This window comes from Enterobacter cloacae complex sp. CARB60, assembly GCF_036487345.1.
GTDB lineage: Bacteria > Pseudomonadota > Gammaproteobacteria > Enterobacterales > Enterobacteriaceae > Enterobacter > Enterobacter asburiae_D.
The window spans coordinates 4,186,775-4,202,660 of sequence record NZ_JAZKLC010000002.1; the positions used below are offsets into that span (position 1 = coordinate 4,186,775).

Below are 15,886 nucleotides of genomic sequence, written 5' to 3' on the forward strand. Positions count from 1 at the left end.
CTTATGCCGCGATGGCATTCATGATTGCCGGAACGGACAGCTTATCCAGCGGGATCTCTGCCACCTGCTTGCGATCGCGCATGATGATGACGCGATCGGCATAGCCCACCAGCTCTTCCAGCTCGGACGAAATGACCAGCAGCGCCAGACCGTCCGCGCACAGCGTTTCGATAAGCCGAATAATTTCAGCGTGCGCCCCCACGTCAATGCCGCGGGTTGGTTCGTCGAGGATCAGGAACTGCGGTTTGGTCAGCAGCCAGCGCGAGAGGAGAACCTTCTGCTGGTTGCCGCCGGAAAGAAACTCGATAGGCTGTTCCGCGCTCGGGGTGCGGATGCCGAGCTGGCGGATGAAGCGTTCGGCTATGGCGTTCTGCTCTTTTCGTGGGATAGGCCTTAACCAGCCGCGCTGCGCCTGCAGCGCCAGAATGATATTTTCCCGCACCGAGGCGGCGGCAATAATACCGTCCGTTTTTCGGTCTTCCGGGCAGAAGCCGACGCCAAGACACGAGGCCTGATGCGGCGATCGCAGGGTTTGCGGTTTGCCCTTGATCAGCGCGCTGCCGCTGTCCGCAGGCTTGATCCCAAAGATCACCTCGGCGGTTTCGGTCCGGCCGGAGCCCAGCAGGCCCGCCAGCCCGACAATTTCGCCCGGGCGAACCTCAAGGTTAAACGGCGAGATCACCCCTTTCCTGCCGTAATCGCTGAAGGCGGCGACCGGTTTCTCGCTCAGCAGCGTGCGCCCTGCGCGCTGAAGGGCGTTAGTTTCCAGCTCACGGCCCAGCATCATTTTGACCAGCTCGATCTGCCGCAGCTCGCGGGTTTCGCGGCAGCCGACAAAGCTGCCGTTGCGCAGCACCGTAATGCGATCGCTCACCTCGTAGACCTGATCGAGGAAGTGCGTAACGAAGATAAGGCTCACGCCCTGATCGCGCAGCTGGCGCATCAGGGTAAAGAGCATTTCTACTTCCTGGGTATCGAGGCTGGCGGTGGGTTCGTCGAGGATGAGTACCTTCGCGGAGAGATCGATCGCGCGACAAATGGCGACGATCTGCTGCATCGCCACGGAAAAGCGGTTCAGCGGCTCGCGGACGTCGAGGGAGAAGCCGTACGATTCCATCAGCTTTGTCGCCCGCGCCTCCATCTCTTTGCGGCGCAGCAGGCCAAAGCGTCGTGGCTCGCGGCCAATAAAAAGGTTATCCGCCACCGACATATTCGGCAGCAGGTTCACTTCCTGGTACACCGTCCCGATCCCCAGCTGTTGGGCATGGGCGGTATTTTTTGGCGAAATGGCACTGCCTTCCAGCCAGATGGTACCGCGATCGGCGTGATAAACGCCGGTCAGGGCTTTAATCAGCGTCGATTTTCCCGCGCCGTTCTCGCCCAGCAGCGCCATAATCTCACCGCGCCGGAGGCTGAAATCAACGCTATCCAGCGCCTTTACGCCGGGGAAGAATTTACTCAAGCCCTCTGTGCGGAGGATTTCCTGGTGTTGTTCAGTTTTCATATTTACGTCCCCGGCACGTTCCCGTAGGCCGGGTAAGCGCAGCGCCACCCGGCAATTTCACTGGATCAGTAGCCCATATTTTTCTTCTTCTCTAACTCTTCTTTCGCCGTGTCAGGCAGGTAGAGCGTGGACTTGGTGACCGTCACCTTCTCAGGCATCGTGCCGTCTTTCTTGAATTTCTCCAGCGCGTCGAAAGCCGGGCCCGCCATGTTCGGCGTCAGCTCCACGCTGGCGTTGGCTTCGCCGTCGATCATCGCTTTGTAGATGTCCGGCACGCCGTCGATAGAGCCGGTGAGGATATCTTTGCCCGGCTTCAGGCCCGCTTCTTTAATCGCCTGAATCGCACCGATCGCCATGTCATCGTTGTGGGCGTAAACCATGCAGATGTTCTTGCCGTTGTTTTCAGCCTTAATGAAGCTCTCCATAACCTCTTTACCTTTACTACGCGTAAAGTCGCCGGACTGAGAGCGGATAATCTTGATGTTTGGCGCTTTCGCGATGGCTTCAGCGAAGCCTTTTTTACGGTCGATAGCCACGCTCGCACCGACGGTCCCCTGCAGCTCAACGACGTTACACGGCTTGCCGTCGACCTGCTTCACCAGCCAGTCGCCAATCAATTGCCCTTCAAGCACGTTGTTGGCGGTGACGGTGGTCATATAGAGGGATTTGTCTTTGACGTCGATGGAACGGTCGAGCAGGAAGACCGGGATCTCAGCGTCTTTCGCTTCCTTCAGGACGGGTTCCCAGCCGGTCGCCACGACGGGTGCAATAAAGATGGCATCCACGCCCTGGGCGATAAAGGAGCGCACGGCTTTGATCTGATTCTCTTGTTTTTGCTGACCATCGGCGATTTTCAGGGTAATGCCGCGTTTCTGAGCCTCGCTTTTCGCCACGTTGGTTTCTGCCGCTCGCCAGCCAGATTCAGAGCCGACTTGCGAAAAACCTACGGTTAAGGGAGCGGCCATCGCCATAGACGACATGGCTGCCGAAACTGCTGTGACCAGGAGTAAGCGCTTCCACATATGAACGTCCTCGTAGGGTGAGTTATTATTGGTTAAAAGATGTTCTGCGGAATGACTATAGCCCATGAAATATGTAACGAATTGCGTTACATCACACTTCAGAAAAGTGAATAAAACGTTAATCACAAGTTTGTAATCGCTTTCATTTCGCCATGAAAAATGCGGCTGCGTTTATGGATTTTCCTGTCATGGAATCGGTCTGAAAAGTGGTGAAAGCGGGGAGAGAAAGCGAAAACAGGCGGAGACATTCAGCGCGAGTTGGCTATAATACCTGCCACTTGTTTACCATCCATTTTAAAGGACACCGACATGAGCTTACTCAACGTCCCAGCGGGTAAAGAACTGCCAGAAGACATCTACGTAGTTATCGAAATCCCGGCTAACGCAGATCCGATCAAATACGAAGTGGACAAAGAGAGCGGCGCCCTGTTCGTAGACCGTTTCATGTCTACCGCGATGTTCTATCCGTGTAACTACGGCTACATCAACCACACCCTGTCTCTGGACGGTGACCCGGTTGACGTGCTGGTCCCAACGCCATACCCACTGGAGCCAGGCTCCGTCATTCGCTGCCGTCCAGTTGGCGTGCTGAAAATGACCGACGAATCCGGTGAAGATGCGAAGCTGGTTGCGGTTCCGCACACCAAGCTGAGCAAAGAATACGATCACATCAAAGATGTGAACGACCTGCCAGAGCTGCTGAAAGCGCAGATCACTCACTTCTTCGAGCACTACAAAGACCTCGAAAAAGGCAAGTGGGTTAAAGTTGACGGCTGGGACAACGCAGAAGCGGCGAAAGCAGAAATCATCGCCTCTTTCGAACGCGCTGCTAAGAAGTAATTCTTACTGCCGATCAAAAAAAGCCCCGCGAGTCGGGGCTTTTTTGTGGCTGGACGGCGCTACGCTTGCACGGCCTGCGATGAACATGTAGGCCGGGTAAGCGCAGCGCCACCCGGCAAGAGGCGCAAAAAAACAACGCCACCTTACGGTGGCGTTGTTTTTTATCAGTACTGGTCTCTGTCTAACCAGTTACCGCTTACAATCCGCGTTAACCCTTCGACCGGACGCTGGTAGACATACATCCACGCACTTCCGTACGGCGTCTGGATCAACTGGCGCGCGTATTCACCGCCCCTGGTGCGCAAGGCATCAAGTTCGGCAAGCGTCGCGTTATCAATACGATACACTTCACCCTGTACTGTTCCTTCGCCCGGAACCGCGCCTGGATAGTGGCCCAGGCTGTACAACTGGTAGTTCTCGATATTGTAATTCCCCAGCAGCAGGGCATTGGTCATCCAGTGACTGTTGCCTTGCTTGGTTCGTAAACTGCCGTAGACAAATATTCGCATTGCTAAAACTCAAACTGATAGAGCAGATCAAGTGCCTGGTCTACGCCGGACACTGCTTCCAGATATAGCTTAGGCATCAGGCGATAGCGTAACGTGAGTGTTGCCAGTGAGTCAAAGATCCCCACACCATATTTTACCTGCAGACCCGGCAGTACATATCCGCTGACCACCACCTGCGAAGAGTCACCCACGCCCTCGGTGTCCAGCGCCAGATTGCTTACGCCGAACGTCTCGCCGATTTTACCCACAACCTGCCCACTTTGTGCAACCCCCAGACCCACTAACATCGAGGTCATCGCCGCGCTGTCGCTTTGTCCGCTGTTCAGACCTTGTCCACGCAGCAGATAAGAGAGAGCTTCCTGCTGCGACATCGCCGGGTCAGAGAAGATCTCCGCCTTCGGTTCGTCAGCAGAACCGGTGACGCGAACGCCAGCAATGACGTCGTCTTCCGTCGCTTCCGGGTTACGAATCGCTTCGATGTTCAACAGGGGCTGATCCGGTGGACCGGAGAACAGCAGCTCGCCTTTGCGGACAATCAGATCCTGACCATAGGCGTGGAAACGCCCTTCAGGGATATTGATCTGCCCGTTCAGGCCAAGCCCTTGTTTATCCTGTGCCACCTTCAGGTCGCCCGTGAGCCTCGCCTTCAGCCCAAACGCATCCAACCGCACGTTATTCCCCACGTGCACGATAAGGTTACTATTAATCGGTATGCCAGCGCTCTTCTGTTCGACAGGTTTCAGATTTTCATTGAGCATAACTTCATCACTTGAGACGCCGACCGCACTTTCCGGCACGTCGTGAACCACGATGCGCGCCCACGGCACGTCAACGCGTCCGTCAAGCGTGAAGAGGCTTGGCGTGGCTTCAAAGACCACATCAGGCGAGACGTCCAGGCGCACCATTGGCGGTACGGTGATGCGTACCCGGCTCCCCTTCGCCGCGATGCGGGCGCGCCAGTTGTCGAGCTGGCTCCAGTCCGCGTCGCCGCTCAGGTTGATTTGCCCCTGCTGGGTGAGCACCGAGCCGCTCAGCGTTGAACTCATACCGTTGAAGTTCATCGCAATCTGGCTGGGCTGCATGTCGAACGGCATGAAGTTACCGTCGATATCCACACCGCTGAGGCGCAGCTGGCCGAACAGCTGCGGACTTTGCGCGTTGCCGGCCAGGCGCAGGTTAGCGTTCAGCATGCCCTCGGCTTTTTCCCCGCGTGCGAAAATCGGGTTCACCATCGCCAGGTTGAAGTTACGAATATTGACGTTGCCGCCCAGATTACGCCGTCCCTGCGGATCGGTAATCTGGAGCTGCCCGTCCAGCTGACCGTTGTTGGTCAGGCGGATTGTCCACCCCAGCTGTGCGCGATTGTCATGCAGATCGGCACTCAGGTTCAGGGTGTCGAATGCCACCGGAAGCGGGGCGTCGTTGACCTCCTGCGTCACCTTCACGTTACGCCCGGACAGCGTGACGCTGCCCTGCGGCAGCCCCTCTTTGGTGGTATCCCAGGCCACATCGGCCTTCCCGCTGAAGACGCCGCTGGCCTGGGTCGTGTCCGGCATAAACGGCTTCAGCATCGCCAGATCGAAGCGGTTGAGGTTAATCTGCGCGCGCCCTTCCGCGCCCGCATCAATGGTCTGCGGCACGCACAGCTCCGCATTCGGGTTGGTCCAGCAGTGTGGCCCAATGCTGATCTTCTGCTCGGCGTTGCGGTAGTCCAGCGCAATGGAGCGCGACAGCGCCAGCGGCCCGACCGGGGTATTGAAGCGGGTGTTGTCCAGCGTTCCTTTCCAGCGTTCTTCCTTGCGGTCGAAGCTGCCGGTCAGGTGAAGCTGGCCGGAGACCGGCTCGCCCTGCACGCGCAGCTGGAGATCGTGCTGCTTCTCGTTCCCTTTGGCGTCGAGGGTGACCAGGTTAATGTTCACGTCCGGCTGAGAAATACGCTCCACGCGCAGGTTCAGGTTACCGCCGATCTGATCGGTGGATTTCACATCCCCCTCCACGCGGACGCGGGCAACGCTCAGCTCCTGCCAGCGCAGGTTATTGGCGGTAATGTCCGCCAGCAGCTGCGGCGCGTCGACCGTGCCGCGCACTTTCACGAGACCTTTCGCCGTGCCGCCCAGGCCCGGCAGAGCGTTATCCAGATTCGGCGCGTCGATGGTGGCGTCCAGATTGAGATCTTTCACCCCCAGCTCGCCTTTGATATCCGCCGTGTTGCGGCCCAGCGCCACGTGCAGTCCCGGGATAATCCACTGCAGATAGCTGTTGCCTTTCACCGAGCCTTCAACGTTAACCTTGTTCTGCTTCACGTTCCCGGTGAGCTTAATTTCCGGCACGTCCATCTGCCATGTACCGCCGTACAGGCTGCCGCGGTTTTTGATCAGGCCATCCAGTTTTGACGGCCAGTCCGGCACCTCTTTGGCGGTGTTAATGCCCGTCAGCTTCAGCTCGCCGCGCCAGCTGATCGCCTGCTGCCAGTCGAGCAGCGCGGTCAGCTCGGTTTTGCCCTCCAGCGCCGCGACGGTCAGCTTGTCGAGGTTGACCTGCTGTTCGTTGCCCTTCGCATCCAGCGTAATGTTTGCAGGCGGCACGCCCTGCCCCTTCACCGCGGTGCGGAACGAGAGCGTGTAGTCGGTCATCTTGCCGCTCAGCTTCAGCTTCAGGTCATCGGCCTGGAACTGCTTTTCGCCGGTGAACGGCCAGGCAAGCTGCTTGCTGACAACCTCCAGATTGAGCGGCAGCCCGGCTTCCGCCAGCTGCGCTTGCGCGCGCAGGACCATGTCCACCGGGCCGGAGAGATTGACCCCGACGTCCAGCTTCTCGCGCAGCGCCCCGCCCACTTTGACCTTCACCTTTTCGCCTTTCAGCGGATCGATGTTGAGGGCACTGTTAAGCGTGATGTCCACCGGCCAGCTGTCGCGCAGCAGGGCATTCCCTGACGCGTTCACCGAGCCCTGGTTGGTGTCAATGTCCAGCGCGTCGAGCTTCATGTTGCCGTCAATGCTGCTGACCTTCAGCAGCATGGTGTAGACCGTCAGATCGGTATCGCCGGTCAGGCGCAGCTGCTCGCCTTTGAACTCCTCGATGTTGAGGTTCAGCGGCAAGTGAACGTCGGTCATCTCCGGCAGGACAGGCTTCGAGAAGAGATCTTTCAGCGTTTCGCCCAGCGGCTTCTCTTCCGGCTGCGGGTTCTGGATCTTCGGCTCGACGATCTCCTCCTGCGCCACGTCCGCCACTTTCGGCAGCGCGATCAGCAGGCCCTGCAGGGACGTCGGCGTCAGGGTCAGGTTTTTCTCCTGCCAGCGCAGGCCGGAGGTGAAATCCATCACCGAAACGGTGGTGTCGTCGATTTTGATACTGACGTTATCCAGCGCCACCCGATAGAGCGCGATCGGGTACGGCGTGGAGAGATTCAGCGGGCCGCTGTCCTCCTCCTCGACCGGCGCAGACTTCGGCATTTTTTTCGAATCTATCGCCACGTTAACGTCTTTAAGGGACAGATCGTTGACGCAGAGCTTGCTGTCACGCAGACAGCCCAGCTTCACCGCGAGATGGAACTCCCCGGCGTTCACCGCCACGCCCGGCTGCTCGTAGCGGATGTTCTTCAGACGCAGATCGCGCCAGCCGCCCGTTACCTGACCAATCTCCAGCCCCGGCACCCAGCGGTTCGCAGCGTTAAACAGCAGATGCAGCCCGGTCGTCGTTCCCACCAGAAACGCCACCGTACCGAGCAGCAGCACGATAAAAATCAGCACCCCGAGGCTTATCTTCTTCCATAAACTCATAATTCAGGCCCCAGACCGATGTAAAACTGTAATCCGTGTTCTTCTTTGTCGCCGACAGGCACGGCGAAATCGAGCTTGATGGGCCCGACGGGTGACTGCCAGCGGACGCCCACGCCCGCGCCGGTTTTAAAGTCGCTGCGGCGGATATCGTTCACCGCTTCACCGCCGTCAACAAACATGGCGCCCCACCACTTTCCGCTGACGTTGTACTGATACTCCAGCGACCCCGTCGCCAGTTTTGACGCACCGGTTAGCTGGCCCTTTTCGTTCTCAGGCGAGATCGATTTGTACTTATACCCACGAATGCTGCGGTCGCCCCCGGCGAAGAAGCGCAGATCCGGCGGAACGCGCTCGAAGTCTCCCGTTTCAATCCAGCCGAGATTGCCGCGCATCACAAAGCGGTGTTTGTCATACAGCGTGCGGATCCAGACGTTTTGCGCCTGCAGGACGGAGAAGTCCACGTCGGAGCCCCAGGCGGAGTTGGAATAGTCGATGGAGTAGCGCTGCGAGTCGCCCCAGGTCGGCATCAGGCCCCCACGCGAGCGGGTACGGCTGATCATCACGCCCGGATAAAGCAACATGGTGGTGTTGGTGACGTTGGCCTGGGTAAAGTGGTCCAGGCTCCAGCGCAGGTTAATGGCGCGCTGCCAGCCGCTGGAGAGATCCCAGAAGCGGGAGACCGCAAGCGTCGTGGAGTCCTGCTTGGTGTCGTTCAAGTCGGTGCGCTTAAAACCGCCCTGCAGAAGGTAATATTGCTCAAGCGGATTTTTCAGCAGCGGCATTTTGTAGCTGAAATCCAGCTGCTGCTCGGGCGCAGAGAGGCTCAGGCTGGTGGTCAGGCTGTGACCGTACGAGTTCATCCACGGCTTTTTCCACGAGGTTTTCACGCGTGGTCCGACATCCGTCGAGTAGCCAACACCGGTCTCAATGGTGTTCTCGGTGCGCGGCGAGACAACGCCATGCAGCGGCAACACCTTGGTTTTGCGAGACTTCTCAAATTCCGGTGCGACAACCACGGAGTTAAACCAGCCGGTAGCGGAAAGACGACGGTTCAGTTCAGCCAGGTCCCTCGACTGGTAGTAATCTCCTTTTTTGAACGGCACGAGGTTTTGCAGGTACTCTTCACGAATTTGCGAACCTTCGAACGTCACATCGCCAAAGCGGTAGCGTTCCCCGCTGTCGTAGTCGATATCCCAGAAGGCCTGACGTCGCTCCAGCGCAATGCCAAGCTGGCTTTTATTGAACTGGCTGTCGAAGTAGCCCTTACGCAGGGAAACGCTCGTCAGCTCTTTTTTGAAATGGTCGTAGTCGCCGTGGTTAAGCACGGTACCGACTTTTGGCCGCGTGCTGAGCAGGTCCAGATAATCCCGGTCGGTACGCGCCCCGCCGCGCAGGATGACGTTCGTACCGCCAATCAATACCGGCTCACCCGGCGAAACGCGGGCAATAAGGACCTGGCGCCCCTTCTTTGGCGGCGGACGGAGATCGAAATCAATGGTGGGTTCGTAATACCCCAGCGCTTTTAGCCCTTCACGGATGGCGTCATCGACGCGCGCGCGAAAACGCCGGTCCGGCGTCACCTCATCACTCTGGATGGTCGACAGCTGCGCACGCACGTTTTTTTCAAGCGCCCCGGATAACCCCTCAACCTGCAAACGGACATTCGCCGCGCTGGCAATCCCGCTTGTCAGCAACAAACTGACCAAACATAACTGGCGGATTTTTGTCACGTTTTCTCCTGAATATCCCTGTTTCCACCCTGGAAGCAAATGAAGTGCCGCTCCGCGGCAAAATACGGCCTGCTGGCCAAAAACCCGAATCGCGGGTTGAAAATGGGTATAACACCCAAATATTTCTTATGATTAAATCTAGACTCATTCAGCGCATTTATTGTGTTCAATTAAACGCTTCGTGACAACCTTAACTGAAACATCGCACCCCGGGAGGCCCCATCGTGAGTTTATTCGACAAAAAGCATCTGGTTTCACAAACTGATGCATTACCGGGACGCAACACCCCTATGCCTGTGGCGACCTTACACGCCGTGAATAACCATTCCATGACTAACGTGCCGGAGGGAATGGAAATCGCCCTGTTCGCCATGGGCTGTTTCTGGGGCGTTGAGCGCCTCTTCTGGCAGCTGCCCGGCGTTTACAGCACGGCGGCTGGCTACACGGGCGGTTACACGCCGAATCCTACCTATCGCGAAGTCTGCTCCGGCGAAACCGGGCATGCGGAAGCGGTACGCGTGGTCTATGACCCTGCGGTGATTAGCTACGAGCAGCTCCTGCAGGTCTTCTGGGAAAACCACGACCCGGCGCAGGGCATGCGTCAGGGCAACGACCACGGCACCCAGTACCGCTCGGCTATTTATCCGCTCACGCCTGAGCAGGATGCCGCCGCGCGCGCCAGCCTTGAGCGTTTCCAGCAGGCCATGCGTGAAGCGGGCGATACGCGCGAAGTGACCACGGAAATCACCACCGCGAAAGCGTTCTACTATGCCGAAGACGATCACCAGCAGTATCTGCATAAAAACCCGTACGGCTACTGCGGTATCGGGGGCATCGGCGTCTGCCTGCCGCCACAGCTGGCCTGATTGCCGCTCCAGCGCCACGCGAGCCGCGTGGCGCTCAAGGAGGCGACCGCGTTGTCTCATAACTTTACAACCACTCGCCGGCCGCCCTCTCCGGGCACTTTCGCCAAAAATGTGACCTCTGGCAGATTTACATCTCTTTACGCTATACTACCCGCTGAAATAATCGGCTCAACGCTACGAGCTGACGTTCAATGTGTTTTCACACAAATGGTATCAACTCCCCTTCTGAGGATCTGGCGAGAAGCCGGATAAACTATGTTAAACAGTATTTTAGTAATACTTTGCCTTATTGCCGTCAGTGCATTTTTCTCGATATCCGAGATCTCGCTGGCCGCGTCCCGTAAAATCAAACTGAAGCTGCTTGCTGATGAAGGCAACATCAATGCCACCCGCATCCTCAAAATGCAGGAAAACCCCGGCATGTTCTTCACCGTGGTGCAGATCGGCCTCAACGCGGTCGCCATTCTCGGCGGTATCGTGGGTGATGCGGCTTTTTCCCCGGCGTTTTATAGCCTCTTTGTTAAGTACATGTCCGTTGAGCTGGCCGAACAGCTGAGCTTTATTCTCTCGTTCTCGCTGGTGACTGGCCTGTTCATCCTCTTTGCAGACCTGACCCCGAAACGCATCGGTATGATTGCGCCAGAAGCTGTGGCTTTGCGTATCATCAACCCGATGCGCTTCTGTCTGTACGTGTTTCGTCCGCTGGTGTGGTTCTTCAACGGCCTGGCAAACGTGATTTTCCGCATCTTCAAGCTGCCAATGGTGCGTAAAGACGACATCACGTCTGACGACATTTATGCCGTCGTGGAAGCCGGCGCGCTGGCCGGGGTGCTGCGCAAGCAGGAGCACGAGCTGATTGAGAACGTATTCGAACTGGAATCCCGTACCGTGCCGTCTTCCATGACCGGCCGCGAGAACATTATCTGGTTCGATTTACATGAAGATGAGCAGAGTCTGAAGAACAAGGTGGCGCAGCATCCGCACTCCAAGTTCCTGGTCTGTAATGAAGATATCGACCACATCATCGGTTACGTCGATTCCAAAGACCTGCTGAACCGCGTGCTGGCGAACCAGAGCCTGGCGCTCAACAGCGGCGTGCAGATCCGCAATACCCTGATTGTGCCGGATACCCTGACGCTCTCAGAAGCGCTGGAAAGTTTCAAAACCGCCGGGGAAGACTTCGCGGTTATCATGAACGAATACGCGCTGGTAGTCGGTATTATCACTCTCAACGACGTGATGACCACGCTGATGGGCGACCTGGTTGGCCAGGGGCTGGAAGAGCAGATTGTTCAGCGTGACGAAAATTCATGGCTGATTGATGGCGGTACACCAATTGAAGACGTGATGCGCGTGCTGGATATCGACGAGTTCCCGCAGTCCGGCAACTACGAGACCATCGGCGGCTTTATGATGTTTATGCTGCGTAAAATCCCGAAACGTACCGACTCGGTGAAGTTCTCCGGCTACAAGTTTGAGGTGGTGGATATTGATAACTACCGCATCGACCAGCTGCTGGTGACGCGCATCGACAACAAACCGACCGTACTGGTGCCGAGGCTGCCGGACGCGGAAGAGAAGGTGTCGGCGTAAAGTACCCGCCCCACAAACATCAACGGCTCCCATCGGGAGCCGTCTTTTTATCTACTAACTACTGCATAGCACGTTGGTTAAGCCATCTCAGTTTGCAGACGCATAACCTGACGGTTGACTTCGGACATCACAGACAGGTGCTGTTTGTCCTTCACTTTTGGGACAAGGATTTTGCCCTTATCAAACTCAAAAGCGCCAACATCCTTGATATACAACCGTCCACGGAACAGGATCTTCACGTACTTCGCCACCTGAAGCGGGTTGTAGCGTTGGAAAATTTTCATTCTTGTATCTCCTGCGAATCATACGCCCTTGCGGTGCCACAATCGGCCCGACTGTCCTGAGCGCAAATTTTAATGCCCAATGACTATAGACCAGAACTACGGTGTAACCCAGTGTGCATAAGTTTATTTACCGTTTGATTACAATTATTCAGAATAATCTTTGCAAAGCGTGACTGAGAGCAGTATAAGCCGTCGTTTTTTCATGGATATGTGCGTTCACCCGCAAACTGGCATCGGGATTGCGGGAAAACCCCATTGATCGCACTTATGATTAAAAGCGCAAGACCAAGTGGTCGGATCACCTGCAAACAATAAGGAAACGCCATGACCCTACGTAATATCCTTGCAGCAGCCTGCCTGCTGCTGCCCCTGTGGGCTTCCGCTCACAGCATTGAAAAAGGACAACGTGTACCGCCAGTCGGCATTGCTGACCGGGGAGAATTGATTCTCGACAATGATAAGTTTAGCTACAAACCCTGGAATAGCGCGCAGCTCGCGGGCAAAGTGAGAGTTGTACAACATATTGCCGGTCGTACATCCGCAAAAGAGAAAAATGCCAACCTGGTGGAAGCGATCAAGGCCGCAAAATTCCCTCACGACCGCTACCAAACCACCACGATCGTGAATACCGACGACGCTATTCCGGGCTCCGGAATGTTTGTGCGCTCAAGCCTTGAGAGCAATAAAAAGCTCTATCCGTGGTCGCAGTTTATCGTCGACAGCAACGGCGTAACCCGTAAGGCCTGGCAGCTGGAAGAAGAGAGCTCCGCGATTATCGTGCTCGATAAAGAGGGCCGCGTACAGTGGGCGAAAGACGGCGCGTTGACCCAGGAAGAGGTGCAGCAGGTTGTCGACCTGCTGCATAAGCTGCTGGCTCAATAAATAGAGACGCGGAAGCCGGGGTTGAGGAAGGATTCGCGCGGGGTATAGTCCAGCGGCTTGCCCTGCCAGTCATGAACGTGCGCCCCGGCGGCCGCGGCAACGGCATGACCTGCAGCGGTATCCCAGACGTTGGTTGGCCCAAAGCGAGGGTACAGCTGCGCATGGCCTTCCGCCACCAGGCAGAATTTCAGCGATGAGCCAATCGACGTGGTCTGGTGTTCACCCAGCTGCTGCAGGTACTCCTGCAGCTCGCTGTCGCTGTGCGAGCGGCTAATCACCACCAGCGGTGGACGCGCATCGCGCACCTGGATCTGCTTGCGCACGCCGCACTCTTCCTTCCACGCCTTCCCTTCTGCGGCGCTGTACATCACCTTCATTACCGGCGCGTAAACTACGCCCAGCACCGCTTTGCCCTTCTCAATCAGAGCAATATTGACGGTGAATTCACCGTTGCGTTTGATGAACTCTTTTGTCCCGTCGAGCGGATCGACCAGCCAGTAGCGCTGCCAGTGCTGGCGTTCGTCCCAGCTTTGCGGCGCTTCTTCTGACAGAACGGGGATGTCCGGCGTTAAGGCCTGTAACCCTTTCAGGATCACCTTATGCGCAGCAATATCCGCCGCCGTGACCGGAGAGTCGTCGGCTTTGCTGACCACCTCCATAGGTTTACTACCGTCATACACCTGCATGATGGCATCTCCCGCATCCCGTGCGAGCTGACAAATTTTATCTAGCATTTTCCACCTCTTTGTTAACGCAGTGAGGTTAACTCTTTGTTTTAGTTATATCGTAATGTGAACAATTCCGCTATCTGTGAAGCAATTCCGGTTTCAGGTGACTTTTTTCTGTCAGGATTCACATTTCTGTAAGCAACACGCTATAGATACATACTCTTTTGTGGTCTGCATCGAAAAAAGGACTCCTCTGATGATTAAGTTTAGTGCAACGCTTCTGGCGACGCTGGTTGCAGCAAGCGTACAGGCGGCGACGGTAGATCTGCGTATTCTGGAAACGACCGATCTGCACAGCAACATGATGGACTTCGATTACTACAAAGATACCCCAACGGAAAAATTCGGACTGGTACGCACGGCAAGTTTGATCGATGCGGCGCGTGGCGAAGTGAAAAACAGCGTGCTGGTCGACAATGGCGATCTCATTCAGGGCAGTCCGCTCGGGGATTACATGGCGACCAGGGGACTGAAAAAAGGCGAGATCCATCCGGTGTATAAGGCGATGAACACCCTGGACTATACCGTCGGCAACCTCGGCAACCACGAATTCAACTACGGTCTGAAATACCTGCATGACGCGCTGGCCGGTGCGAAATTCCCGTACGTTAACGCCAATATCATCGACGTTAAGACCAAAAAGCCGCTCTTTACCCCTTATCTGATTAAAGAGACAAACGTCGTCGACAAGGACGGAAAAAAACAGACGCTGAAAATCGGCTATATCGGTTTTGTCCCGCCGCAGATCATGACGTGGGATAAAGCCAACCTCGACGGTAAAGTGACCGTTAACGACATCACCGAAACCGCGCGCAAATACGTGCCGGAAATGCGCGAAAAAGGCGCCGATCTGGTGGTCGTTGTCGCCCACTCGGGCCTCTCCGCCGATCCGTACCAGGCCATGGCAGAAAACTCCGTTTACTATCTGAGTGAAGTCCCGGGCGTCGACGCGATCCTGTTCGGCCACGCCCACGCGGTCTTCCCGGGCAAAGATTTCGCCAGCATCAAAGGGGCGGACATTGAGAAAGGGACGCTCAACGGCGTGCCGTCGGTGATGCCGGGCATGTGGGGCGACCATCTTGGCGTGGTGGATCTGGTGCTGAATAACGACAGCGGCAGCTGGAAGGTGACGCAGTCAAAAGCAGAGGCACGCCCGATTTACGACGCTGCGGCAAAAAAATCGCTGGCGGCTGAAGATAAAAAACTGGTCGACGTGCTGAAGCACGATCACGACGCCACGCGCGAATTCGTCAGCAAGCCGATCGGCAAATCCGCCGACAACATGTACAGCTTCCTGGCGCTGGTGCAGGACGACCCGACCGTTCAGGTCGTCAACATGGCGCAGAAAGCCTATGCCGAACACTTTGTGCAGGGCGATCCGGATCTGGCAAAACTGCCGGTCCTGACAGCCGCTGCGCCATTCAAGGTGGGCGGGCGTAAGAATGACCCGGCGAGCTATGTTGAAGTCGAAAAGGGCCAGTTGACCTTCCGTAACGCTGCCGATCTCTACCTCTACCCGAACACGCTGGTGGTGGTAAAAGCGACGGGCCAGGAGGTGAAAGAGTGGCTGGAGTGCTCTGCCGGACAGTTTAACCAGATTGACCCGCACAGCAGCAAGCCGCAGTCGCTGATTAACTGGGACGGCTTCCGCACCTATAACTTCGACGTGATCGACGGCGTGAACTACCAGATTGACGTCACCCAGCCGGCAAAATATGACGGCGAGTGTCAGGCGATTAACCCGCAGGCGGAGCGCATCAAAAACCTGACCTTCAACGGCAAGGCGATTGACCCGAATGCCACCTTCCTGGTGGTGACCAATAACTACCGCGCCTACGGCGGTAAGTTTGCCGGAACGGGAGATAGCCACATCGCCTTTGCCTCGCCGGACGAGAACCGCTCGGTGCTGGCGGCGTGGATCAGCGCGGAATCGAAGAAGGCGGGCGAAATCCATCCGGCAGTGGATAACAACTGGCGTCTCGCGCCGATCCACAGCGATACGAAACTGGATATCCGCTTCGAAACGTCGCCGTCCGATAAAGCTGCCGCGTTTATTAAGGACAAGGCGCAGTATCCGATGAAACAGGTCGCGACGGATGATATCGGGTTCGCGATTTATCAGGTGGATTTGAGCAGGTAGCGGTGATTG

At 56.6% G+C, this 15,886-nt stretch carries 12 protein-coding genes; 5 read left to right on the top strand and 7 right to left on the bottom strand.

Annotated elements, in window-relative coordinates:
• Position 1 precedes the first annotated feature (1 nt).
• Both ytfR and ytfQ read right to left on the bottom strand, forming a co-directional pair.
• Positions 2-1,504, bottom strand: coding sequence for a galactofuranose ABC transporter, ATP-binding protein YtfR (ytfR, locus tag V4835_RS21150; protein ID WP_331413604.1), 1,503 nt, complete (start codon positions 1,502-1,504; stop codon positions 2-4).
• A gap of 65 nt (positions 1,505-1,569) precedes the next feature.
• Positions 1,570-2,526, bottom strand: a complete 957-nt coding sequence (gene ytfQ, locus V4835_RS21155; protein WP_045402315.1) for a galactofuranose ABC transporter substrate-binding protein YtfQ — start codon at positions 2,524-2,526, stop codon at positions 1,570-1,572.
• 309 nt (positions 2,527-2,835) lie between these two features.
• Between ytfQ and ppa the strand changes: the two genes are divergently transcribed.
• Entirely contained in the window at positions 2,836-3,366 is a 531-nt protein-coding gene (gene ppa / locus V4835_RS21160; RefSeq protein WP_010427397.1) for an inorganic diphosphatase, read from the top strand.
• 164 nt (positions 3,367-3,530) lie between these two features.
• Here the strand turns inward: ppa and V4835_RS21165 are convergent, their stop codons facing one another.
• The 3 genes from V4835_RS21165 to tamA are packed head-to-tail and all read right to left on the bottom strand — an operon-like array spanning position 3,531 to position 9,384.
• The gene (locus V4835_RS21165) at positions 3,531-3,875 is read right to left on the bottom strand and encodes a gamma-glutamylcyclotransferase family protein (protein ID WP_014830431.1); all 345 of its coding nucleotides are present in this window, start codon (positions 3,873-3,875) and stop codon (positions 3,531-3,533) included.
• 2 nt (positions 3,876-3,877) lie between these two features.
• Positions 3,878-7,654 (bottom strand): autotransporter assembly complex protein TamB, encoded by a 3,777-nt coding sequence (gene tamB, locus V4835_RS21170; RefSeq protein WP_331413605.1) that lies wholly within the window; start codon positions 7,652-7,654, stop codon positions 3,878-3,880.
• Complete coding sequence (tamA, locus tag V4835_RS21175; RefSeq protein WP_331413606.1) at positions 7,651-9,384, bottom strand: autotransporter assembly complex protein TamA; 1,734 nt, start codon at positions 9,382-9,384, stop codon at positions 7,651-7,653. The genes tamB and tamA overlap by 4 nt, the downstream gene beginning before the upstream one ends.
• A 224-nt stretch (positions 9,385-9,608) precedes the next feature.
• On the opposite strand from tamA, the gene msrA reads away from it, so the two are divergent.
• A complete protein-coding gene (msrA, locus tag V4835_RS21180; RefSeq protein WP_331413608.1) occupies positions 9,609-10,250 on the top strand; it encodes a peptide-methionine (S)-S-oxide reductase MsrA in 642 nt (213 codons plus the stop codon).
• A gap of 255 nt (positions 10,251-10,505) precedes the next feature.
• Positions 10,506-11,843, top strand: coding sequence for a hemolysin family protein (locus tag V4835_RS21185; protein WP_063144067.1), 1,338 nt, complete (start codon positions 10,506-10,508; stop codon positions 11,841-11,843).
• A gap of 77 nt (positions 11,844-11,920) precedes the next feature.
• Here V4835_RS21185 and V4835_RS21190 read toward each other — a convergent pair whose 3' ends face one another.
• A complete protein-coding gene (locus V4835_RS21190) occupies positions 11,921-12,127 on the bottom strand; it encodes a DUF1107 domain-containing protein (RefSeq protein ID WP_008501430.1) in 207 nt (68 codons plus the stop codon).
• Between the two features lie 324 nt (positions 12,128-12,451).
• Here V4835_RS21190 and V4835_RS21195 point away from each other — a divergent pair, with 324 nt between their 5' ends.
• A complete protein-coding gene (locus V4835_RS21195) occupies positions 12,452-13,009 on the top strand; it encodes a YtfJ family protein (RefSeq protein WP_023334281.1) in 558 nt (185 codons plus the stop codon).
• Here V4835_RS21195 and cysQ read toward each other — a convergent pair.
• Positions 13,003-13,743, bottom strand: coding sequence for a 3'(2'),5'-bisphosphate nucleotidase CysQ (cysQ, locus tag V4835_RS21200; RefSeq protein ID WP_023310160.1), 741 nt, complete (start codon positions 13,741-13,743; stop codon positions 13,003-13,005). The two genes, V4835_RS21195 and cysQ, sit on opposite strands and share 7 nt — an antisense overlap.
• 190 nt (positions 13,744-13,933) lie before the next feature.
• Between cysQ and V4835_RS21205 the strand changes: the two genes are divergently transcribed.
• Positions 13,934-15,877, top strand: a complete 1,944-nt coding sequence (locus V4835_RS21205) for a bifunctional 2',3'-cyclic-nucleotide 2'-phosphodiesterase/3'-nucleotidase (protein WP_331413612.1) — start codon at positions 13,934-13,936, stop codon at positions 15,875-15,877.
• The last annotated feature ends 9 nt before the right edge of the window (positions 15,878-15,886 follow it).